Raw genomic sequence first — 21,643 nt, forward strand, 5'->3', positions numbered from 1 at the left:
TGTTCGGTGGCTAAGGCGTTGGATGTAGAAATAAGAAGGCTTTCTCCGCTGGAATTTAAAGAGCGGTTGCCTGAGTTTGAGGCTATTTATCGGGATGCTTATTCTGACCTTTCTGAGTATCGCTATGACCGCCCCTCTCGCATCAGGCATTATTTGCAGTGGCTCTACCAGGGTGACCCCGAAGGTTTCTTGGTAGCTTTTGAAGGTGAGAAACCGGTGGGTTTCATTGGTGTACATAGCGAATGGGTAGAGGACGAGGAAGTCATTGGCGAGATTCACGAGTTTGTAGTGGAAGGCTCTGCTCAAGGAAAAGGGATAGGAAAGATACTTTTTGAAGAAGCTCTTCGCTATCTCTTGCAGAAAGGCCGAAAGAAGGTTGGTCTCTGGGTGGGTGAAAGGAACCAGCGAGCTATTGACTTTTATCTGCGCAATGGTTTCCGAAAGAAAGGGCAGTGGGGAAAGTGGGTGCGTATGGAGAGGGTGTTTGAAGATGCAGGCAATAGAAATCCTTGAGAAGCTATATCAGTTTTATTCACCAAGTGCTCAGGAACGGGACCTCCTTTCCTGGATAGCCGCTTTTCTTAAAGAAAGGGGTTTTGATGTTTTTTGGCAGGAGTATGACCCGGGGCGTTTCAACCTTTATGCTTTCCGGGGTGATACACCCTTTCTCTTAGCCACTCATGTTGATGTGTATTACGGTGGTCGCCCTAATCGGTTGCTTTTGAAAAACGGGTTTTTCTATGGTCCGGGAGTGGTGGACGTAAGGGGACAGATTGCGGCATTGCTTGATGTCGTTTCCAGGGTGGATGCGCCTTTTGCGTTGGCTTTTTTTTCCGAAGAAGAAACCAGCGGAGCTGGTTCCTGGCATTTTGAAGCCCATCGTGAGTTTCGAGGTGCGGTGGTGCTTGAACCTACCCAGCTCTCCATAGCCAATCTTTTGGCTGGAGATGTTGAAGTGCGTCTCACTCTTGAAGGACTGATTCGCCATGGTGCCTTTCAAAAGAGCGCAGTGAATCCGATTAGCTTTTCTTGCAAGCTACTTGCAAAGTGTGAGGAACTGGTTACAAGCTGGGGAAGCGATTCTCGATTTTGTCCTCCTCTTTCTCTCATGGTTGGCAAAATCGAAGGTGGAGAAACCAGTTATGTTGTTCCTGGAAACTGCGTTATAGAATGTTCTTTTCCTTTCGCACCACCACAAACACTGCAGGATGTTAAGCAGGAGATTGTTTTGTTGCTGGAGAGTAATGAGGTACATTTCGAAATTCTTGATGAAAACCCGGCTTTTGCCATTTCTGAGAAAGAGCCAGTGGTTTCTCTTCTCAAGAAGGCTTTTTGTAAAGCATTTGATAAAGAGCCAGTTTTTTCAGGTATGCCTTCATGGACGGATGCCACGTACCTGAACCTTAAAGGAATTCCAGCTGTGGTTTTCGGTGCTGGAGACCTGGCCCTGGCTCATTCTCCGCACGAGACGCTCAGTATTGAGGACCTTTCGAGTTTGGTGGAAGTGCTTTGTCAATTTGCACGGGAATACATATAATATAACGATGTTAATAAGATTAAATGGCGACAAGATGGAGCGTGCGCAATGAAGAAAGTAGGCCTTCCCAGAGGATTGTTGTTTTATCGATTTTACTTTTTGTGGAAGACTTTTCTGGAAGAGCTGGGCTTCGAAGTGGTGGTTTCGCCACCTACTAACAAGGAAGTTGTGCATTGGGGACTTACCAACAGCGTTGATGAGATTTGTTTTCCAGTTAAAGTTTTCCTGGGTCATGTTTTTTCTTTGATTGACCGGGTGGATTTTTTGTTTTTACCCAGAATGGTGAGCTTCCATAAAAACGAGTATAATTGCCCCAAAATTCTGGGACTCCCAGATATTGTTCGCAACCTGTTTCGGTATCCTGATGAAAATCTGCTGGATAGCGAAGTAAACATGCGGGATCGCGGAGTGCGAGGCTGGCTGCAAGGGTATCTGGAAATTGGGCGCAAACTGGGAAAGAGTGAACGAGAAACGATGCGTGCTCTTTCCCTGGCTGAAGAGAAGCACCGTTCTTTCAGGGAACAGGTTCGTTCTGGTTTACTTCCTGAAATTCTCATCGATGGTAAAAAACCTTTTCCCTCTTTTCCAGAAAAGGTTCTTCTCCTCGGTCATCCCTATCTGGTTAGTGATAGCTACATCAATATGAACCTTGTGCAAAAGCTGGCTGACCTGGGTTTCTCGGTGTTTACTTCGGAAATGCTTCCTGAGAAAGATATTCGCAAAGCACTCAAGCTGGTGCCCAAAATCAGTTTCTGGACTATTTCCAATGAAATCCTGGGCACAGCTTTGCACTTTATCCGCAATTGCCAGAATGAGGTTCAGGGCCTTATCCATCTGGTTTCTTTTGAATGTGGGCCGGATTCGCTGGTTGGGGAGGTAATTGAACGTGTCCTGAAAAGAGAAAGAGAAGAGTTGCCCTATTTGCGCCTGGAAATTGACGAACATACTGGAGAAGCAGGCGTGGTAACTCGTTTGGAAGCTTTTGTAGACATGATTCGATGGAGGCGAAGAGAGGTTGAAAGCAACTTTTCCTCACCTTTTGCATCTTGATGTGGCGCTGGGTTTTCTTTATTCTTCGCTGGGTATCGATGTAGTGTATCCACCACCCATCACAAAAAAGACGATTGATATCGGCGTTAAGCTAGCTCCGCAAAATGCCTGTTTTCCTCTGAAAGTCACTCTGGGTAATTTTATAGAGAGCATTGAAAAGGGAGCGGATACCCTCTTTATGGCAGGGGGGGTAGGTCCTTGCCGTTTCGGCTACTATGCCCAGATCCAAAGAATCATCCTTGAAGACCTGGGCTATCAAGTGCGTTTTGTGCTCCTGGACCACCCTCGCTATGGCTGGATACCCTTTCTGCAGGCCCTGAGAGCGATGAGTGGCAGAGTACTCTCGCCCCTGAGGCTTAAACGGACCGTGTCGCTGGCTTGGAAGATACTCCGTTTCACAGAAGATCTTGAGGCTCAGCGCAGGGCTCTCCGTTGCCGGGTGGTCGATAAAGACCTTCTGGATAATGTTATTGATGGTGCCATTGACCGCCTGCGTTCTGTGGGTAGCGAAGCTGAATTTGAACGCATCAAGAGGGAAGCTGAGGAGGCAATCAATGCCTTGGAATTACATGAAGCACAAAAACTTCTCCGAGTAGGCATTGTAGGGGAAGTGTATGTAGCTCAGGAGAAAAGAATCAATTTCAACGTTGAGAAGTTGCTGGGAGATCTGGGTGTTTATGTTCACAATTCGGTTTCCACGGTGGAATACGTTCTGCATACGTTGCCCTTTACCAAATCTAAAGAGAAGCTTGAAGCCTGGCAGATGGCCAAACCTTATCTGAGACGATTTGTGGGAGGAGAGGGCATAGATAGTGTGGGAAGTACCATTCGATATGCAAAACAGGGTTTTGATGGAGTGGTGCATCTCTATCCTTTTACTTGCATGCCAGAGATTGTTGCCAAAAGCGTTCTTACCAGAGTGAAAGAAGATTTTAATCTCCCTATTCTGCACCTGGCTATAGATGAGCATTCTGGAGAAGCAGGTTTGATTACCCGTGTAGAAGCCTTTGTAGATGTTCTGGAACGAAGGAAAATGAATAGCAAGGAAAAAGTGGAGGTCTGGTGAAAGTGGAACTTTATCTGGGTGTGGATGTTGGTTCGGTAACCACTAAGTTTGTACTTATGGATGCCAGAAAAAATATTGTAGCCAGCTGTTATTTGAAAACCAGTGGCGACCCCATTGCGGCGCTTAAAGAGGGTTTGAAGTACATTAAAGCGCATTTTCCTCCTCGGGGAGAGATAAAAGCGGTAGGTACGACGGGCAGTGCTCGTCACCTGGCTGGTGTGGTGGTGGGAGCGGATATCATCAAAAATGAAATAACGGCTCATGCAGTTGCCGCTTTGACCAGGGTTCCTGAAGTTAGAACTGTTTTTGAAATTGGGGGTCAGGATTCCAAGCTGATCATTATCAGGGATGGCGTGGTGGAAGACTTTGCAATGAACACCATATGTGCAGCGGGCACTGGGTCTTTCCTGGAGCACCAGGCAGTACGTCTGAATATACCAATTGAAGAGTTTGGGAAGCTTGCCTTACAGGCCAAGCAGGCGGTAAGAATTGCGGGAAGGTGTACAGTGTTTGCTGAATCGGACATGATTCATAAGCAGCAGTTAGGATTTGGAAAGGCAGAGATTATCAAAGGTTTGTGTGAGGCTCTGGTGCGCAACTTTATGAACAACTTAGCTACCGGTAAACGAATTGAAGACCCCATTGTCTTTCAGGGTGGTGTGGCTGCAAACCAGGGCATTGTGCAGGCATTTCGAGATTTCTTTGGAGGAAAGAAAAAAATCATCGTTCCTCCTGAACACGGAGTAATGGGGGCTTGGGGCGCGGCAATATTGGCTATGGAATATGCTCCAGCGCGGACTGCCTTTCAGGGGTTTGAGGTTATCGAAAAAAGCTTTAAGAACTTCAGCTTTAACTGTCTGGATTGTCCTAATTCCTGCGAAGTTGTGGTGCTGGAAGAAGAGGGTGAAGTTAAAGCCCTTTGGGGTTCACGGTGTGGTAAATGGACACCTCGGTCGGTGACTCAAAAATTTAAAGAAGACCTTTCTTTTGTCCTGGAGCGAGAAGTTGCCTTCTCAGATGAGACCCAAAGTTCTGGTCGTTGACGATTCGCAATCCATTCGCTGGATGATTAAGGACTTTCTGGAAGAGCGGGGCTTTGAAGTGCATACCCTGGAGCGGGGGAAGGATGTATTCAACGTTGAGGACCTCGCTTCGTATCACGTCTTAATCCTGGATATCGTTCTTCCTGACATCGACGGGTTAACGGTGTGTCGGAAGTTACGAGAAAGAAAAGAGTTTGCCAATCTCCCTATCCTGTTCATTACTTCGCTGGATAACAAAGAAGAGCGCATCAGATTCTTCGAGGTTGGGGGTAATGATTACTTGCTCAAGCCACTTGATATGAGAGAATTGCTTGCCCGAGTTGAGGTTCATGCTAAAGTAGCGCTTTATACCAGGGAACTGGAGGAGAAAAACAAGGCGCTTGAGGAGCTCAACCAGAGGTTGCAGAGAATGGCCCTGTTTGATACCTTGACTGGCCTTCCCAATCGTCGTTTTTTTGATCAAGAACTGGAAAAGTGGGAGAACAACTACCTTCGCTACGGTGTCTATTATGCGATTTTGATGGCAGATCTTGACCGCTTCAAGCAGTATAATGATTCTTTTGGGCATCCAGAAGGAGACCGCTTGCTGCATCGGTTGGGACAGGTATTAAGTGAGAAGGTGCGCAAGGGGGATTTTGTGGCTCGGTTTGGCGGAGAGGAATTTGTAGCTTTGTGTGCCTTTACCCAGCATGAGGAAGTAGTGCTGGTAGCCGAAAGATTGCGTCAAGCAGTGGAAGAGCTACAGATCGAGCATCCCGGTAATTCCCCTTATGGGGTGGTTACCGTTTCCTGTGGAGTGTGTGGTAGGGAACGAGCCAAGAACCGTTTCGATGCTTTGCGTAAGGCAGACATGGCGCTTTACCGGGCTAAAGAAGCGGGTCGCAATCGGGTGATTTGCTGGCTGGATGAAGATTAGCCCTAAATACTCTATAATGGTGTATATTCTGTAAGCCTTTAATAAGGAGGGAAGAAGGATGGCTCTTTCTCAGTTTATGGAGGAAGATCGGGTAAGTACGGCTATGGCGATTCTTGCTGTTTTATTTGTTATCCTTGCGGTGATTTTTGCTTTGAGCGCTGCAGCTTATGCGGTTTCTGGGGGAATAGGCGGGGCTTTCGCGTCAATGGGCATAGTGGCGTTATTCGGTATTCTGGGGGCAATATTCCAGTTAATAGTTCTCTACCAATGGTCAAAGGCCATCAACACCAACGTCAAGAATTCTCAGCAGTTTCTCTCCAACATCAAAGAACATGCTGAAGACCCGCTACGGGGAGAGGTTGGTTTCATTCTGGGCAGGTTGGAAGAGCTCATGGTGCCTCTTTGGCCTTTCTGGGTATATATCGTTTTGTATCTGGTGGCTCTGTTTGTAGGATGGTTTGCGTTCCTTTTGAATTTAATCGGGTTCATTTTTCTGGCTGTATATCTTTCTCATATTTTCAAAACCACCAATCGCCTTTCCGACATCAAGGATAAATTCTACAACTACCTCCGTGGTAGGGGAAAAATTAGTGCTCAGATAGAGATTTACCGTATTCCTCGACGCAACATTGTTTTGTTCATCGTGCTTAGTGTTATCACTTTCGCTATCTACTGGCTCTACCTTCTGGTCAAGCTGAGCTTTGAAATCAACCATTATCTTGATAGCGATGCCCAGGCCAGGAAACAACTGGAGGAGGTTTTAGCGGCTTCGGGAAGCAATGGTTAATTACCTGATTCTCTTTAATTTTATCTTTTTTCTGGCCACGATTTTAAGTGGTGGTTTTACAGTTTCCAATCTTTTGCGATTGGGGGCCAAATACGGCCCCCTTATCGCTTATGGAGAATGGCAGCGGCTGGTTATTTGCATATTTTTGCATGGGAATTTGTGGCATTTGCTTTTCAATTCTTATGCCCTTTATCAATTGGGACACCTGGTGGAGGGAATTTTTGGGCAAAGGAAATTTTTGGGGATTTATTTTCTCTGTGGCTTGAGTGGAAGTGTTTTTTCTTATTTTCTGAATTATCAGCAAGTGGGTGTTGGTGCAAGTGGAGCGATATTTGGTCTGGCAGGTGCTCTTTTTGCAGGGGGGATGAAACACCGCAACACTCCTTTAAACCGCCTGGCCCTGAACATCTTGCCGTTCATAATTATTAACCTGGTGATTGGTTTGGCGGTGCCCACCATAGACAATGCTGCACACATAGGTGGCCTTCTGTGTGGCATGTTGCTTGGCTGGCTGCTTCCAGTAGGTGTTTCCTGGCGAAGGTGGCAGAAAACTGTAGAAGAGATTGCATACTGGTTGACTATCCTTTTTGTGGGCTTCAGCTTTCTTTCCTTTTTTACACCCTTTTTTGGTTGGCGGACTACTGCTTCTCTTGACGATGTGGTAGTTTTTCACAATGCTTTTCAGGGTTTTCTTTTGAGAATCGAAAACGGTCAGCAAGTCAGACCAGAGGAAGTTTCCCGTCTGGTTGCTCCGGATGGGAGGGCTCGCTCTTTGCAAGAGAAGCTACTCCGTTTCCTTTCAGGAAGTGGTGGTATTGCCCTGTGGCAGGAGATAAGGTCTGAATTTCTTGAATGGCGGGAGGATGTTCTAAAAAGATACCGGGGACTGATTTATGAGCGCTAAAACTTTTCTGTTGGTTTGAGGTTGCTGCACACTTCATCAAATAAGGGGTGGCGGAAAGCCACCCCTGGATGGTTAACGTTCTACCTTTCGAAGCCTGGAGAGGGCAACCACTGCACCAATCACCAGAGGGAAAACAGCGATGGGATAAAGGTATACGTGATTTTCTTTTTTAAGCATGCGAATAGTTCTTTCGCTTTTAGGTAGTGGTTCTCCTTTTTCGGCATCAACCATTTGAATCGTGTAGTCGGTTTTGGCTAAATTTTCCGAAAGCGATATTTTGTAACCTTCGAAGGTGGGCTGGTAACCTTGTTTTTTGAGTTCTTCATCATAAGGGAGTATTTCATAACCGAGCTCGGGTCCAGGTACCTGCTTTACAAAGTAAGGCGCCCTTTCCACTTTTTGTATAATTTCTTCCCCTTTTCCGAATAGAAGATAGGCGTTTTTCACTTCTTCGGTGTGGACCCACTTGAAGCGTTCTATTCTACCAATGTTTTGTGGGTCCTGAAGTTTGTTGTGATAAAGCTCGTTGTATTCTTCCTGGTAAAAGGGCTTAAAGTAGAGGTTGTTTTTCCCTACCGCATGAATAATCCAGGAAGGATCATCACAATTTTCCTCTTTGGTCCAGCGATTACCAGGTATTATCTCGTAGCCAATACCTCCTTTACGTCGACTTTCAAAGACCACCACTTTCTTTTCACTGCCCTCAAAGATGGTTCCATCTTCGAGCACCAGGCGGATTTGGTAATGGCCTGGAGGAAGCTTGATTATGAAAGCTTCTTGGGGTTCTGTGGCGTAGAACTTAACAAATTCGGGAGGTTGAGGTTCTTTGGGAATGGGGATATCGAGTGGCCCAGTTTCGCCCTGTTCTCTTCTGCGACGCACTTCTTCGAAAAATTCGTTTAGCTTTTTGCGGTATTCAGTCATTTTCTGGTAATACTCTTTTAGCTTCTGATTGAATTCTTCTACGGCATCCTTGTATTTCTGGTAGTAGGTGTCCGCTTCGTCGTCGAGGCAAATAATCGTTTTTTCGGACCAGTATCCTTCAGGATAGTAGAAAGAGTACTTGCGCTTTTCCAAAGTTTGGATGACTTTGCCGTCTTTCAGAATTTCTATTTTTCCCGGCACATCTTCGTTCAAGGTACTGAAGCCCGCCATGTATCTGCGGGTTATCGGCCAATAATAGACAATGGTTTTTCGAGGATTTACGACGTTTTCCTGGTTGGCAATGAAGTAGAGTGTATCCTCACTCTGGGGGCAAAAGCTTTTGCTAAAGGTTGCACCGTTGAAAGAAGCAAGAGAGTAAACCAATTGCTCGCGGAAAGCCGGGGGCTGAGCAAAAGCGCTGCCTCCTAAGGCGATTGCCAGCAGTAAAACGAATGGGATCAGTTTTTGCCAGTTCATTAAGCTTTAACCCCCCTTTTCTTCATGGAGTAGATAGAGAGTATCAGGAAAATTATGGAGTAGATAACACAATAGATAATGTTCTGAAGGTACAGAGCCGTGCTTTCCAGAACAATGGAATCCAAACCCCGGCTCAAGAAAGCAAATGGCGATATCCAGTTAATGGCTCTAAAGACAAAGTGCAGTGTTTGTCGGAGGTAAAGCATGGGGACAGAGAGTGCTTCTTTCTCAAAACCAAGCAGTGTGTTATAGGCAAGCTGTACGGCCAGAAAGGCTCCCAAAATGGCAACCAGCGCCAGCACCGAGCTTCTGATACGGCCGGTGAGGGAGGAGATAAACAGGCCAAAACTTACTACACAGGCAATGAGAAATATGCCCATAATCAGGGCTTTAATGAGCCCTGTGGTAAAACCCAGGTTGGTGAAAGCACTGACCAGATAGAAGTAACAGGCGGTAAAACCCAGTGAAATGATTCCCAGGAACAGGTCTTTCAGAAATTTACTGGCCAGAAAGCTTCCTGCAGTAACCGGTCCGTAAAAAAGCACCTCAAGTGTTCCCTGTTCTCTTTCTCTGGAAATGGAAATAGCCGATACGATGACCAGGTACAGAGAAATAATGATTATGGTGATGTAGAGAGGATAGTTAAGAGGGTAAGCAGAAACCAGTATGTCTTCTTCGTTGATGCTGGTCAAGAAATTTTTGAGAATGAACGAAGAAGCAAAGAAGGAGACAAAGAGCATTGCATAGTAGCCGAAGCTATAGAGAGTATACAAAAGGTCTCTTTTGAAAAGGACTCTTACCACTTTTCCCCTTCGAGACATTATTTATTCCTCCTCCCTAAAGAGCTGCACGTCTTCGATGACGTCTTCAAAATCTCCCTGGGGTGTATGAAGAACCAGCTCCATGATGCCGTATTTCTCTTTTTCAGGATCGATGGATAGTTTATCCCAGGGTATGATGCCTTTGTTTTTGGCCAAGTAAGCTTTGGGATCCCAGAAAAGCTCAACTGGGCCTTCGTAAATAAGTCTTCCCCGGCTGTAGTTATCTTCGTCACCTTCTCGCACATACAGTTTGACTTCAAGATTTATGGGCATACCAGGGAATTCGGATATGCCTATTCCCTTGGAATCTTTGTAACGCACTTCAATTTGAACACCTCGTTCCACCGGGTCTGAGAAACAAATAATTCCAGCCAGATCGGGGATTTCTTTGCCCTTCATGACCAGGTCCAGTTTGTTCTTGCCTCGCTTAATCACTACTTCCTGAGAAATGGGGAAGTAGTACGGCGATTCAGCTTTTAGCACATGTTTTCCGGGAGGAAGTTTGGTGAAGCTGTAATAGGTGTCTCGGAAGATGAGATTGGTTTTTCCGGCGATGGTGATTCGTAATCGGGGCACGTAATCTTTGGAGTACTCATCGATAACTGTACCTTCCAGTATGCCGTAGTTGACTCGGAGCGAGAAGTAGGAAGCAATCAGCAGGACAGCGACCAAGCCTCCAATGGTGGCTAAAAGAACAAGTCTTCTTTTTTTCCCTTTCATTGCTGTGCCTCCCCTCGGGTAAGGAGTGATATGTTGTGCTGAGTTATGGTGATGAAGGCTTCTTCGAGACTCATTTCTTTAAGAGTCATGGATAGGATGAAAAATCCTTTCTCAAAAATAGTTTTGGAAAGCTCAAGTCGGTAATCGCGGTCTGTGCTAAGCGCAATTTCTAAGCGATTGTTTTCTATGGATACCGAGCGTACCCAAGGGAAAGACTGAAGAACTGGTTGCAATTCGGTAGCTTCCCTGTCGAGTTCTACTTGAAGGTGCATGGCGTCAGAAAGTTTTCTTTTTATATTGTCCATGGTGTCTTCGGCAAGGAGTTTCCCCTTGTTGATGATAGCCACCTTTTTGCAAAGCTTCTCCACTTCAGAAAGAAGATGGGAAGAAATGAAAACAGTCCTTCCCGCCCGATTTTCTTCCTCAATAAGGTCTCGAATTTGCTTGATACTGGTGGGGTCCAGGTTGGCTACCGGTTCATCAAGGATTAAAAGTTCTGGATCGTGGAGCAGGGCTCTGACAAAAGCAAGCTTTTGCTGCATACCTTTGGAATACGCTCCCAGCTTTTTGTTTTTGTCACCCTGCAATCCCACCGCTTCCATGAGGGTGTCTATTCTTTTTTGGGCGTTGGGTACTTCGTAAAGCTCTGCAAAAAACTCAAGGTATTCCTGGGCAGTCATTTCCTTGTAAAAGTACTGGTTTTCAGAAACCACGCCGATGCGTCTTTTAACATCGATGTTGCCCTCTTTCAATTCTTCACCAAGAAGGTAAATTTTGCCGCTTGTGGGTGGAATAATGCCCAAAAGCATCATTATGGTGGTAGTCTTACCTGCTCCATTGGGTCCTAAAAAACCATAGATGTCGCCTTTTTCTACCTGTAAGTTGAGATTGTCCACCGCTTTGAAGCCGTCATATTCTTTACAGAGGTCAATGGTCTGGATCATGTGGTTTCACCTTTACCCCCCTTCTTTAAGATAGCCAAATAAAGTAAATAGACAGAGAGACAGCAATACTCAAAAAGTATTATTGCGGATTTTCTGAAAAAGTTCCAGAAGTAGCTGAAAAAGGGGTTTTTTCTTTTGAGGTAGGGGTACTTGATTTTTGGAAGGTTTCGTGTTATTTTTCCTTGAGTTTTGCTCACCCGGGGAGCTCCCCAGGTGAAGAGAAAAATTTAGCGAGCTCCCCAGGCCCCCTCCTCAGGAGCTTGAAAAATTAAATTGACATCTATATTATAAGGTTTTTTTCAAGGATTGGACAAGCTTTGAAGAACTTTTTGATTTCCGTTCTTTGAAGAAAATTGGCAAGGGAACTGTCACACTGGTAAAGAAGTGGCGCGATGTGTTGCTTTTTTGAAGGGATTGTCTATGCCTGAGCTTCCTGAGGTTGAAGTTGTACGCAGAGAGCTTTTGCAATGGGTCAAAGGCAGGGAAATACTGGGTGTTGAGAGCCTGGATCCTAAGTTTGTTTTACCCTCGGAAAGAGTTGAAAAGAAAGTGATCCAGGATGTTTTGCGCAAGGGAAAATTTCTCTTTTTTCAGCTTGATGATGGTAACTGGATTCTTTCTCACCTGGGAATGACTGGTCGCTTTGTATTTTCTCAGCAAAAGATTACCTCACCCTATCTTAGGTTTGTTTTTTGCTTTCACGGGAACTGGCTTTTCTACCTGGATACCAGAAGATTTGGTCGCCTGCAATACTTGACTTCTCAGGAACAGAAAGTTTTCTGGGAAAAGATAGGTATAGACCCTCTTTCTTCCGAATTTACTCTGGAGAACTTCTTGAAGCTCTTTGAAGGCAAGAAGACTCAGGTCAAAAGTTTTCTTATGGACCAGCATTATGTGGCGGGTCTGGGCAATATATATGTGAACGAGATTCTTTTTCGGTCCGGGATTCACCCTCGAACTCCGGTGTCGACGCTTTCTACAAGTCAAAAAGAAAGACTTTTTGTAACCATCCTTGAGGTTCTAAAAAAGGCTATAGCACTTCAGGGTACCACCATTCGGGATTTCAGCCATGGTGAGGGTGAAGAGGGTGGATTTCAGGAGTTTCTACTGGTTTACGGGAAGGCCAACTGTCCTGTTTGTGGTCGGGAAATAAAACGGGAGAAAATCCAATCCCGAAGCACTTTTTTCTGTTCTTTTTGCCAGAGAACTCAGTGTGACTGACCGTTTTGGAGGAGTCAAACATAAAGCGCATTGATTTTGTAACCTGGAGACACCGAAAAAGCTCTCTTTGGGAAGGTTTGCTCGATTTTCTGTTTCCACAGCACTGCGTGGTCTGCGGGCATTATGTTCCCGAAGGAGGATTCCCACTCTGTAATTCCTGTTTAGAGAGAGTTAAGTTGCTTGGGGATTCCATATGCAGTGTTTGCGGGCGACCCCTGGATAGCACCCAGAGTCGAATATGCCGGTACTGCCGCCATAAAAGTTTTTCTTTTGCCTGCGCCCGTTCGGTGGCCCTATACGAAACTCCTCTCAAAGAGTGCATTCACGCTTTTAAGTATCGAGGCATTACCACCCTGCTTCCTTTTCTGGGAAACCTTATGCTGGAATATCTCGAGCGCAACCCTTTTTTACGGAAAGTAGATGGAATCGTGGCTGTTCCACTGCACAGAAGCCGTTTACGAGAGCGAGGCTTTAATCAGTCTCTGTTGCTTGCTCGCTACGTGGCAGAGGGGTTTAACCTACCAGTTCTCTCTGGCGTGCGGCGAGTGAAATCTACCCTGCCTCAGGTTGGCCTTTCCCACAAAGAGCGGGAGAAAAATCTCAAGAACGCCTTTTGCGTGGTGCGTCCCCACGACCTGGTTGATAAGGAGATTTTGATTGTCGATGATGTGTTTACATCAGGAGCCACGGTGGAGAGCCTGGCGAGAACTCTTTTGAAAGCGGGAAGCAAAAGAGTGATGGTTTTAACCTGTGCTACTTCTTCGCTCACCTGAAAGTTATCAACGTGACCCAACTTTTTATACTGCCTGGGTAGTCAACGCTACTTTTTGAGGGAGTTCGAATTGCCTCTGCCTGAGTTCGGGTTATTGGAATACTAATTCAGGCTATAAATAATTTGTCATTAGGAGAACCTGGACGAATTCTCTTAACGTGGTATAATTGAATTAAAATTCATTTTTTGAATATTCATTCCAATGAAAATCAGCGAGCTTTCTTTGGAAGAAGTGGAATTGATTACCCGAGTGGCCTGGTTGCATTATATGGAAGGCCTTACTCAACGTGAGATTGCTCAACAGCTAAGCCTTTCCCAGCCCAAGGTTGCTCGCTTGCTCGACAAAGCCCAGAAGATAGGCATTGTGCGCTTTGCCATCGAATCTCCTTTTGGGAATTGTTTGCGTGTGGAAAGGGAAATATGCAAGCGCTTCTCTTTGCAGGATGCAATGGTGGTTCCCTGTCTTCCTCAAAATGACGTCTTTGAAGTTCTGGGTAAGGCGGGAGCTTGGTACTTGGAGCGGGTGCTCCGTGATGGTGACCTGGTGGGCATTGCCTGGGGAAGAACCTTAAAGCAGGTTGCTCTTTCTGTGAAAAATGCCAAAGTGAAGAACCTTAAGTTTGTCACCCTGGTAGGTGGACTTACGGCTTCTGCTTCCCTCAATCCCTACACCATTGGTGAACGTCTGGCCTCCATTTTTGATGGAGAATGCTATTACCTCTATGCACCGGCAGTGGTGGAAAACAAGGAGATACGGGACTTTTACCTCAACGAGCGCATCAACCAAAAAACCCTGGAGCTTGCTCGAAAAGCGAAATGGTCTTTAGTAGGCATTGGGGCAGTGGATGCCCGCCATTCGATTTACGCCCTTACCGGGTTTATTGAGTATCAGGAATTGGAGCTTCTGCGCCAGCGAGGCGCAGTGGGCGATATCGTGGGTCAGTTCTACGACCGGAATGGCCAAATTCTGGACACTCCCTTGCATGATCGTACTGTAGCTTTGCCTCTTTCTGACCTACGTTCCATGCAGAATGTGATTGGAATAGCTGGAGGATTGAACAAAGTGCCCGCCATTCTGGGGGCTTTGAGGGGGGGCTTTGTGAAAATATTGATTACTGATGAGCGCACTGCTTGGGAGATTTTGAACGCTTCCTGAAAGGGGGTATAGATGTGGCTCGAGTACTCTGTGTGGGAATTCTGGTTGCTGATTTGATTGGAAGGCCTATTGAAAATTTTCCTGAAAAAGGGAAGCTCCTGCTTGTGGATGAAATGTCTCTCCATGTTGGAGGTTGCGCCCATAACACAGGGGTAGATCTTCACAAGCTGGGAGAGGAAGTCCAGATTATAGGTAAAGTAGGTCGGGATGGGTTAGGAGAGTTCATCATCAATTCTCTGCGCAGGAGGGGTATGGATACCTCTGGGATACTTTTTACTGATCAGGCAAACACTTCGGCTACCATGGTGTTGCTTGATTCCTCAGGTGAGCGGACTTTTCTGCATTATCCTGGAGCTAATCGAACCCTGCGTTCTCAGGACATAAGTGACGAAATGCTTGCCGCTTCTCAACTGGTGCATGTTGCAGGGAGCTTTTTAATGCCCGGTTTTGATGGCGAAGAAACAGCTTTACTTCTTAAAAGAGCAAAAGCTTTAGGAAAAACAACTTCGCTGGATACCGCCTGGGATGACACCGGTTCCTGGTTCTCTCTTCTGGAGCCGGTTGTGCCACATCTGGATATCCTGATTTCCAATTATGATGAAGCATCCAGAATCTCGGGGAAGGAAGAACTTCCTGATATTGGGGCTTTTTTCTTGAAGTTTGGGATTCAAGTGGTGGCTATAAAAATGGGCCCTCAGGGGAGTTTTATCATGACCCCTCAAGACAAGGTGCTGGTTCCACCTTTTACTGTAGAAGCCGTTGATGGCACTGGTGCTGGTGATGCCTTTGCAGCAGGATTTATCTTTGGATACCTCAGGGGCTGGGACTGGTATCAGGTAGGTCGCTTTGCCAATGCCTGTGGGGCTATGTGTGTTCAGATGATGGGTGCTACTGAAGGTGTGGGTAGCTTTGAAGAGGTTGCCGAGTTTATCAGGTCAAACAGTGCCTATTTAGGAGGGGAAGTCAATTGATTGGCGTACAGTTTGGGGCAGGCAACATTGGTCGGGGCTTTATGGCCCACCTTTTCCGGGAATCAGGCCTGGAAACGGTGTTTGTGGAAGCAAGAGAGGAACTGGTCAGAGCATTGAACAGTCGGGGATGGTATCCACTCAGGTTGCTAAAAAAAGACGGAAGCAGTGTCGATTTGAAGATAGATAAAGTCAGAGCTTTTTTGCCTTCTGAGAAAGAAAAAATTTCTCAGGCGATAAGTGCGGCAAAAATTATTGCTACTGCGGTAGGGGCTCACAATCTTCCTGCCATTGCGCCTTTTTTAGCTGCGGGTTTTGCTCAGCGGTGTCGAGAAAGCGGAGAAGCCATTAACGTTCTTTGCTGTGAAAACCTGAAAGACGCACCTCAAGTGTTGCGAAATCTGGTGCTGGAGCATCTGGAAGGTGAAGAAGAGAGGAAGTTTGTTGCCGAGAAAGTTGGTTTTGTGGGTACGGTTATAGCACGTATGGTTCCTGTTGTGGATGCTCGCTTTGGTGTGGATGATCCTCTTTTTCTGGTTGCCGAGCACTATTACCGTTTACCCTATGATGCGAAAGCAGTGAGAGGTGAGATGCCTCGCATTGTGGGATTGGTTCCGGTTAAAAATTTTGTGGCAGAGATGGACCGCAAATTGTTTATTCATAACCTGGGCCACGCCGTTTTAGCTTATTGGGGTTATTTAAAAGGGTATCGCTATATTCATGAAGCAATTAATGATGAAGAAATTGCAAGCATCCTGGACGGTGCCTGGCAGGAAGTAAGCAAGGCCTTGCTCCAGAAATATCCAGATCTTGATCCTAAGGAGCACACAGAGCTGGTTAAGGACCTAAGAGAGCGTTTTGCCAATCCGCTTTTGATGGACACAGTGCAGAGGGTTGCCAGAGACCCCTTGCGCAAGCTAAAGCCTCAGGACAGGATAGTGGGGGCTGCCATGCTTTGTATGTCCCAGGGGATTTTTCCCAACTTTGTGGCACTTTGTCTTGCCGCTGCGCTGCTTTATGACTGGCCTGAGGACCAGGAAGCACAGAAATTGCAGGAGCTTATCGTAGCTAAAGGGGTAAAAGCTGTGTTGAAGGAGGTTTGTGAACTAGACCCTGAAAGCGATTTTGCTCACAGGGTGCTCGAAGAATACCAGAAATTGCGTGTGCGCAAAAAGGAGTGGAGACAATGAAGGCAGCGGTTTTTTACGGGATAAAAGATATGCGGATTGAGGAACAACCAATTCCTCGGTTTGCAGATGATGAAATTCTCCTGAAGGTTGAAGCCTGTGCCATTTGCGGTACCGATGTGCGTATTTTCCACCATGGTCACCACAACGTGCATCCACCCCAGATTATTGGCCATGAGATAGCAGGAGTGGTTGCTGATAAAGGAAGTAGAGTAACTGGTTACCAGGTAGGCGATCGAGTAGCAGTTGCTCCTATTGTGCATTGTGGAGTTTGTTTTTTCTGCCGCAGGGGGCAGACCAACCTTTGCCAGAATTTCAAAGCTCTGGGGTACCACTATCCAGGAGGTTTTGCAGAGTATATGGTTATCCCACGCCGGGTAGTGGAGGGTGGGAATTTGAACCGGATTCCCGACAACCTGAGCTTTGAAGAGGCAGCCATTGCCGAACCCCTGGCCTGCGCTTTGAACGGTCAGCTCCTTTCTCAGGTAGGGGTTGGTGATTATGTGCTGATTGTGGGAGCCGGTCCGGTGGGCTGTATGCACATCGCTTTAGCCAGGTCGCTTGGTGCGTCACGGGTTATCGTTTCTGAAATTAAGGAAGACCGTCTGGAGCTTGCTCGCCACTTTGGGGCTGATTATTACCTGAATCCTCAGAAGGAAGACCTTGGCAAGGTGCTTCAGGAAATCACGGAAGGCATAGGCCCCACCGTAATTATTATTGCTGCCCCTGCAAAGAAAGCTCAGGAAGAGGCGCTGCTTTATGCTGCACCTCGGGCCAGAGTTAATTTCTTTGGAGGCCTGCCCGGGGATGACCGTCTGGTGCAACTGGATGCCAACCTGATCCATTACCGAGAGATTTTTGTGCATGGCACCTCAGGTTCTACACCTTTACATAACGCTCTGGCTCTTTCTTTGATGGCTTCGGGAAGAGTTGATGGAAAGCGTTTCATCAGCAAGGTAGTTTCCCTTGAAGAGTTGCCTGAAGCTTTGGAGGAAGCAAGTACAGGAAAATTCCTCAAAATCGTGGTTAAGCCTTAAGAAGGAGGTTTTCTCATGGAATCCAAAGAAAAGCTTCTCAAAATGTACCGGGATATGTTGCGTATTAGGCGTTTTGAGGAGACAGTGAGTGACCTTTTTGCGCAGGATCGGATAAGAGGGACAACCCATCTTTACATTGGTGAAGAAGCAGTAGCTGTGGGTGCCTGCAACGCCATTAACCCTGATGATTACATAACTTCCACTCATCGGGGTCACGGACACTGTATTGCCAAAGGAGCTACTCTGGACCGCATGATGGCCGAGCTCTATGGTAAGATAACCGGCTACTGTAAGGGTAAGGGTGGTTCACTGCATATTGCAGACCTGGATGCTGGCAATCTGGGTGCCAATGGCATTGTAGGTGGAGGCATACCCATTGCAGTTGGCTCGGGGCTCACTGCTCGGTATAAAAATACGGGTAAAGTAACGGTTTGTTTCTTTGGTGATGGAGCAGCGAACACCGGGGCCTTTCACGAAGCAGTGAACCTGGCTTCGGTATGGAAACTACCAGTGGTTTTTGTCTGTGAAAACAACCTCTATGCTATGTCTACTCCTGTGGCTGAAGCTTTCCCAATCCAGGATATTGCCGAACGCGCTCAGGCTTACGGTATTCCTGGAGTGGTAGTGGATGGCATGGATGTTTTGGCTGTAAAAGAAGCTGTTGAGCAGGCTGCAGAACGTGCCCGGCGTGGTGAGGGGCCAACACTTATTGAGTGCAAGACGTATCGGTATCTGGGGCATTCTAAAAGTGACCCCCGTGCCTATCGTACCCGGGAAGAAGAAAAACAGTGGAAAGAGAGAGATCCCATAAAGAACTTTCGCAAGTACCTGCTTGAAAACGGCATTGCTACTGAGGAAGAAATTAAAGGTATCGATGCTGAAGTAGAGAAAGAAGTTGAAGAAGCAATTGAGTTTGCAGAAAAAAGCCCCTATCCACCTCTTGAGGAGATTACTCGGGATGTTTATGTTGAAGAGGACTTTGCAGAGATTGAGCGCAAGAAAGGTACCAAAGTGGTGCGTTCCATTTCAGAGTATGCTCCTCAGGAAAAGATGAGAGAATTGACCTATCGGGAAGCACTTAATGAGGCTTTGCGAGAGGAACTTCGTCGAGATGAAAACGTGGTGTTACTTGGTGAAGATATTGCGCTCTATGGGGGAGCTTATGGGGTTACTCGTGGGCTCTGGCAGGAGTTCGGAGGGGAACGAGTCCGCAACACTCCGATTTCTGAAGCGGCGATTGTGGGGTGCTGTGTTGGCGCTGCAGTAACTGGCTTGCGTCCAGTGGGTGAAATCATGTATGTGGACTTTATGACCCTGTGCATGGACCAGCTGGTCAATCAGGGAGCGAAAATTCGCTATATGTTTGGCGGTAAGGCTCGCGTTCCCATGGTTATTCGTACTGAAGGTGGATGTGGTCGCTCTTCAGGTGCCCAGCATGCCCAGAGCCTTGAATCCTGGTTTGTACATGTTCCCGGTCTTAAAGTGGTGATGCCAGCTACTCCCTTTGATGCCAAAGGCTTGCTCAAGGCAGCCATACGAGAAGACAATCCAGTGCTTTTTATCGAGCACAAGATGCTTTACAATACTAAAGGGCTGGTTCCTGAAGAGGAATACATCATTCCTCTGGGTCTTGCAGACGTAAAAAGAGAGGGTAAGGATGTTACTGTGGTCGCTTACTCCAGAATGGTTCTCAGGGCGCTTGAGGCAGCCGAGATTCTTGCTAAAGAGGGTATTGAAATTGAAGTTGTTGACCCGCGTACTTTACTGCCCCTGGACATAGAAACCATCTGTAATTCTATTCGCAAGACTGGTAGAGTGATTATTGTGCATGAGGGTTGTAAAACAGGTGGCGCTGGTGCTGAAATTGGCATGCAGATTGTGGAAAATGCCTTTGATTATCTGGATGCTCCCGTGGTCCGCTTGGGGGCCAAGGATGCGCCTGTGCCCTGTAGCCGGTACCTTGAGGATAATTCTATTCCCCTCACTGAAGACATTGTGGAGGCAGCGCGAAAACTTGTAAAGGGAGAGATATAGATGGCTGAAATACAGCTGGGCATCAACAATTGTTTCGCTATTGGCAGGTTCCCGGAGCCCGAAGAGTGGCTCCGGGTGGTTAAGGATGAACTGGGTCTTGAGCATGTGCAGTTTTCGGTAGATTTACTGGATCCAGTAATCATTGATGACGAGATAATAAAAGAGAAGTGTGCCTACATCCGGGAGTTAGCTCAGGCAAAGGGAGTCTCCATCGACACTGTTTCTACTGGAGAGGCTGCTCATAAATTTAATCTTCTTTTACAGCCAGACCCGGGCATGCGCAGGTGTTACCTTCGCTGGTACGAAAAGCTGGTACGCATGGGTACGCTCCTTGGTGCCGAGGCTTCCGGCATCTACGTGGGCAGTCTCAGTCAGCTTGATGAGCGCAACCCTCAGCGCAAGGATTTCTTGATCGAAGTTTTGCTTGAGGAAATTGCCTATTTGACCTTTGTGGCCCGCCAGAGCGGTCAAAAATATTTTCTCTGGGAACCCATGTCTTTACCCCGGGAGCTTCCTTGCACTATTGATGAAACCAAGCGGATGCTGGACCTTGCGAACAAGAAGTCGTATCTTCCGGTTTTGCTTTGCTTGGATGTAGGACATGGCTATCTGCGTTCTTCAGACCCTCGGGATCTGGACGCCTATGCTTGGTTGCGAGAGCTGGCACATCTTTCTCCTTCCATTCATATTCAGCAGACAGACCGCAAGGGTAGTCGTCACTGGCCTTTTACTGAAGAATATAATGCGCAGGGAGTCATTGTTCCCGAGAAAGTTCTGGAAGCCATTGAGGCGTCTGGTGCCAAAAAGACCATCCTGGTTTTCGAGTTTTTCTACTCGGCTCATGCACTCAGCGAGGAAAGCGTTATTCCCAGCATGAAGCAAAGTGTTGAGTACTGGAAGGAGGCCATAGTGCGCTTTTATGGAAAGTAAGACCAAGCTCTTTGTTCTGGCAGGGGTTTCCTTTTTATTCCTGGCCATATCGATGATTATGCATGGTGCTGTTTTACCGGTCTGGCTTCAAGAGTTTAAGCTATCAGCCACTCTTGGGGGAAGGCTGTTTTTCATGTATTATCTGAGCTATGTAATTTTAACCTTCCTGAGTGGCTGGTCGGCTCAGTTTTTCGGTGGAGGGTGGGTGCTTTTTGTTTGCTATCTCTTCCTGATTGCTGGTTTTGCCATGTTGGGAGTGGCTGTCTCCTTTCTCTATCTTGCGCTGGGAATGCTTTTGCTTGGCGCTGGAGGGGGTTTGCTTGAGGCTCCTTTGACTACAGTGATTTCGCGCTTCTTTCCGGGTGACGAGGGGTATGCACTCAACCTGAGCCAGGTTTTCTTTGGAGTAGGCGCAAGCGCAGGGCCCTTTCTCACCGGTTTTCTGCTTTCGCGCGGAGTCTCCTGGCGTCTTCTCTATATTTTGCTTTTAGTTGTGGCAATGTTTCTGGCTACTCTGATTTTCAGATCCAGGGATCTTTTTGGGGTATCTGTGTCACAGAGAGAAAAAATCAGTAGGGAATTTCTTTCCAGGTGGAAAGGGTTTTTGGGTATTTTAGCCCTGGCAATGCTTTTATATGTGGGAGCAGAAATTGGTTCTTCTTCCTGGATGAGCACTTATCTGGTGCGGGAGTTGCAGGGCACGGTCTTCTGGGGAGGAGCAGCTATTGCAGTTTTCTGGGCAATGATTACCATGGGTCGTTTTCTGTTTGCTTTCCTTTCCCGGTTTTTGGATTATTCTCTTCTTTTACGAATAGGAAGCGGGATTAACATAATTTCGCTTTTGTTTTTGCTCTTTACAAGTCGTGTGGAACTTGCTCTGGTGGCTTTTGGCGGTTTAGGTCTGGGATGTTCGGGAATCTGGCCGTTAATTATCGCTCATTTGACCTCCCGCATTGAAGAGAACCACTTTGCCTGTGTGGGTTTTGTTGTGGGCTTTGGAGGTTTGGGGGCCTTGATTTTCCCTTACCTCTTTGGTTTTCTTGGTGACCATCTGGGTCTGCGCTCTATTTTCTTTTTTGTTCTTGTGCTCAGTGGGTTGTTGTTGGCAACCTTTAGTTCTCGATTTTTCCTGAAAAAGGAGGCATAGAC

21 protein-coding genes are annotated in these 21,643 nt (G+C 46.8%); 17 read left to right on the forward strand and 4 right to left on the reverse strand.

Annotated features, from left to right (window positions below; all coding sequences use genetic code 11):
• Positions 1-6 precede the first annotated feature (6 nt).
• From ACKTT1_RS01365 to ACKTT1_RS01400, 8 genes are read left to right on the forward strand one after another with little or no spacing between them, the layout of a single operon-like run.
• The gene (locus ACKTT1_RS01365) at positions 7-513 is read left to right on the forward strand and encodes a GNAT family N-acetyltransferase (RefSeq protein ID WP_369017879.1); all 507 of its coding nucleotides are present in this window, start codon (positions 7-9) and stop codon (positions 511-513) included.
• Positions 491-1,537, forward strand: coding sequence for a M20 family metallopeptidase (locus ACKTT1_RS01370; RefSeq protein WP_369017878.1), 1,047 nt, complete (start codon positions 491-493; stop codon positions 1,535-1,537). Before ACKTT1_RS01365 ends, ACKTT1_RS01370 begins: the two co-directional genes overlap by 23 nt.
• Before the next feature lie 48 nt (positions 1,538-1,585).
• Complete coding sequence (locus ACKTT1_RS01375) at positions 1,586-2,587, forward strand: acyl-CoA dehydratase activase-related protein (RefSeq protein WP_412709897.1); 1,002 nt, start codon at positions 1,586-1,588, stop codon at positions 2,585-2,587.
• On the forward strand, positions 2,553-3,653 hold the full coding sequence (locus tag ACKTT1_RS01380; RefSeq protein WP_412709898.1) for an acyl-CoA dehydratase activase-related protein: 1,101 nt from the start codon (positions 2,553-2,555) through the stop codon (positions 3,651-3,653). The genes ACKTT1_RS01375 and ACKTT1_RS01380 overlap by 35 nt, the downstream gene beginning before the upstream one ends.
• A gap of 2 nt (positions 3,654-3,655) precedes the next feature.
• Positions 3,656-4,696: an acyl-CoA dehydratase activase gene (locus ACKTT1_RS01385; protein WP_412710524.1), complete on the forward strand. Its 1,041-nt coding sequence runs from the start codon at positions 3,656-3,658 to the stop codon at positions 4,694-4,696.
• A complete protein-coding gene (locus ACKTT1_RS01390; protein WP_412709899.1) occupies positions 4,671-5,612 on the forward strand; it encodes a diguanylate cyclase in 942 nt (313 codons plus the stop codon). The genes ACKTT1_RS01385 and ACKTT1_RS01390 overlap by 26 nt, the downstream gene beginning before the upstream one ends.
• Positions 5,613-5,670: 58 nt before the next feature.
• Positions 5,671-6,399 (forward strand): DUF4234 domain-containing protein, encoded by a 729-nt coding sequence (locus tag ACKTT1_RS01395; RefSeq protein ID WP_412709900.1) that lies wholly within the window; start codon positions 5,671-5,673, stop codon positions 6,397-6,399.
• Positions 6,392-7,303 carry a rhomboid family intramembrane serine protease gene (locus tag ACKTT1_RS01400; RefSeq protein ID WP_369017873.1) on the forward strand — a complete coding sequence of 304 codons (912 nt, stop codon included), beginning with the start codon at positions 6,392-6,394 and terminating at the stop codon, positions 7,301-7,303. The genes ACKTT1_RS01395 and ACKTT1_RS01400 overlap by 8 nt, the downstream gene beginning before the upstream one ends.
• A gap of 72 nt (positions 7,304-7,375) precedes the next feature.
• Here the strand turns inward: ACKTT1_RS01400 and ACKTT1_RS01405 are convergent, their stop codons facing one another.
• The 4 genes from ACKTT1_RS01405 to ACKTT1_RS01420 are packed head-to-tail and all read right to left on the reverse strand — an operon-like array spanning position 7,376 to position 11,189.
• The gene (locus ACKTT1_RS01405; RefSeq protein ID WP_412709901.1) at positions 7,376-8,704 is read right to left on the reverse strand and encodes a hypothetical protein; all 1,329 of its coding nucleotides are present in this window, start codon (positions 8,702-8,704) and stop codon (positions 7,376-7,378) included.
• The gene (locus ACKTT1_RS01410) at positions 8,704-9,525 is read right to left on the reverse strand and encodes an ABC transporter permease subunit (protein WP_369017871.1); all 822 of its coding nucleotides are present in this window, start codon (positions 9,523-9,525) and stop codon (positions 8,704-8,706) included. Before ACKTT1_RS01410 ends, ACKTT1_RS01405 begins: the two co-directional genes overlap by 1 nt.
• Before the next feature lie 3 nt (positions 9,526-9,528).
• A complete protein-coding gene (locus ACKTT1_RS01415) occupies positions 9,529-10,245 on the reverse strand; it encodes a hypothetical protein (protein ID WP_412709902.1) in 717 nt (238 codons plus the stop codon).
• On the reverse strand, positions 10,242-11,189 hold the full coding sequence (locus ACKTT1_RS01420; protein WP_369017869.1) for an ABC transporter ATP-binding protein: 948 nt from the start codon (positions 11,187-11,189) through the stop codon (positions 10,242-10,244). The genes ACKTT1_RS01415 and ACKTT1_RS01420 overlap by 4 nt, the downstream gene beginning before the upstream one ends.
• Positions 11,190-11,609: 420 nt before the next feature.
• On the opposite strand from ACKTT1_RS01420, the gene mutM reads away from it, so the two are divergent.
• The 9 genes from mutM (at position 11,610) to ACKTT1_RS01465 (ending at position 21,641) form a co-directional block, all read left to right on the forward strand.
• The gene (gene mutM, locus ACKTT1_RS01425; RefSeq protein ID WP_369017868.1) at positions 11,610-12,410 is read left to right on the forward strand and encodes a bifunctional DNA-formamidopyrimidine glycosylase/DNA-(apurinic or apyrimidinic site) lyase; all 801 of its coding nucleotides are present in this window, start codon (positions 11,610-11,612) and stop codon (positions 12,408-12,410) included.
• Positions 12,411-12,415: 5 nt separating this feature from the next.
• On the forward strand, positions 12,416-13,183 hold the full coding sequence (locus ACKTT1_RS01430; RefSeq protein WP_369017867.1) for a ComF family protein: 768 nt from the start codon (positions 12,416-12,418) through the stop codon (positions 13,181-13,183).
• Positions 13,184-13,384: 201 nt separating this feature from the next.
• Entirely contained in the window at positions 13,385-14,338 is a 954-nt protein-coding gene (locus ACKTT1_RS01435) for a sugar-binding transcriptional regulator (protein ID WP_369017866.1), read from the forward strand.
• 14 nt (positions 14,339-14,352) lie between these two features.
• Positions 14,353-15,309: a carbohydrate kinase family protein gene (locus ACKTT1_RS01440; protein ID WP_412709903.1), complete on the forward strand. Its 957-nt coding sequence runs from the start codon at positions 14,353-14,355 to the stop codon at positions 15,307-15,309.
• A complete protein-coding gene (locus tag ACKTT1_RS01445; protein ID WP_412709904.1) occupies positions 15,306-16,496 on the forward strand; it encodes a hypothetical protein in 1,191 nt (396 codons plus the stop codon). Before ACKTT1_RS01440 ends, ACKTT1_RS01445 begins: the two co-directional genes overlap by 4 nt.
• Complete coding sequence (locus tag ACKTT1_RS01450; protein WP_412709905.1) at positions 16,493-17,530, forward strand: zinc-dependent dehydrogenase; 1,038 nt, start codon at positions 16,493-16,495, stop codon at positions 17,528-17,530. The genes ACKTT1_RS01445 and ACKTT1_RS01450 overlap by 4 nt, the downstream gene beginning before the upstream one ends.
• A 15-nt stretch (positions 17,531-17,545) precedes the next feature.
• On the forward strand, positions 17,546-19,564 hold the full coding sequence (gene pdhA / locus ACKTT1_RS01455) for a pyruvate dehydrogenase (acetyl-transferring) E1 component subunit alpha (RefSeq protein ID WP_369017862.1): 2,019 nt from the start codon (positions 17,546-17,548) through the stop codon (positions 19,562-19,564).
• Entirely contained in the window at positions 19,565-20,494 is a 930-nt protein-coding gene (locus ACKTT1_RS01460; protein ID WP_412709906.1) for a sugar phosphate isomerase/epimerase family protein, read from the forward strand.
• On the forward strand, positions 20,484-21,641 hold the full coding sequence (locus ACKTT1_RS01465) for an MFS transporter (RefSeq protein WP_412709907.1): 1,158 nt from the start codon (positions 20,484-20,486) through the stop codon (positions 21,639-21,641). The genes ACKTT1_RS01460 and ACKTT1_RS01465 overlap by 11 nt, the downstream gene beginning before the upstream one ends.
• Positions 21,642-21,643 lie beyond the last annotated feature (2 nt).

The sequence above is a fragment of the Atrimonas thermophila genome (genome assembly GCF_045864955.1).
GTDB lineage: Bacteria > Atribacterota > Atribacteria > Atribacterales > Thermatribacteraceae > Thermatribacter > Thermatribacter velox.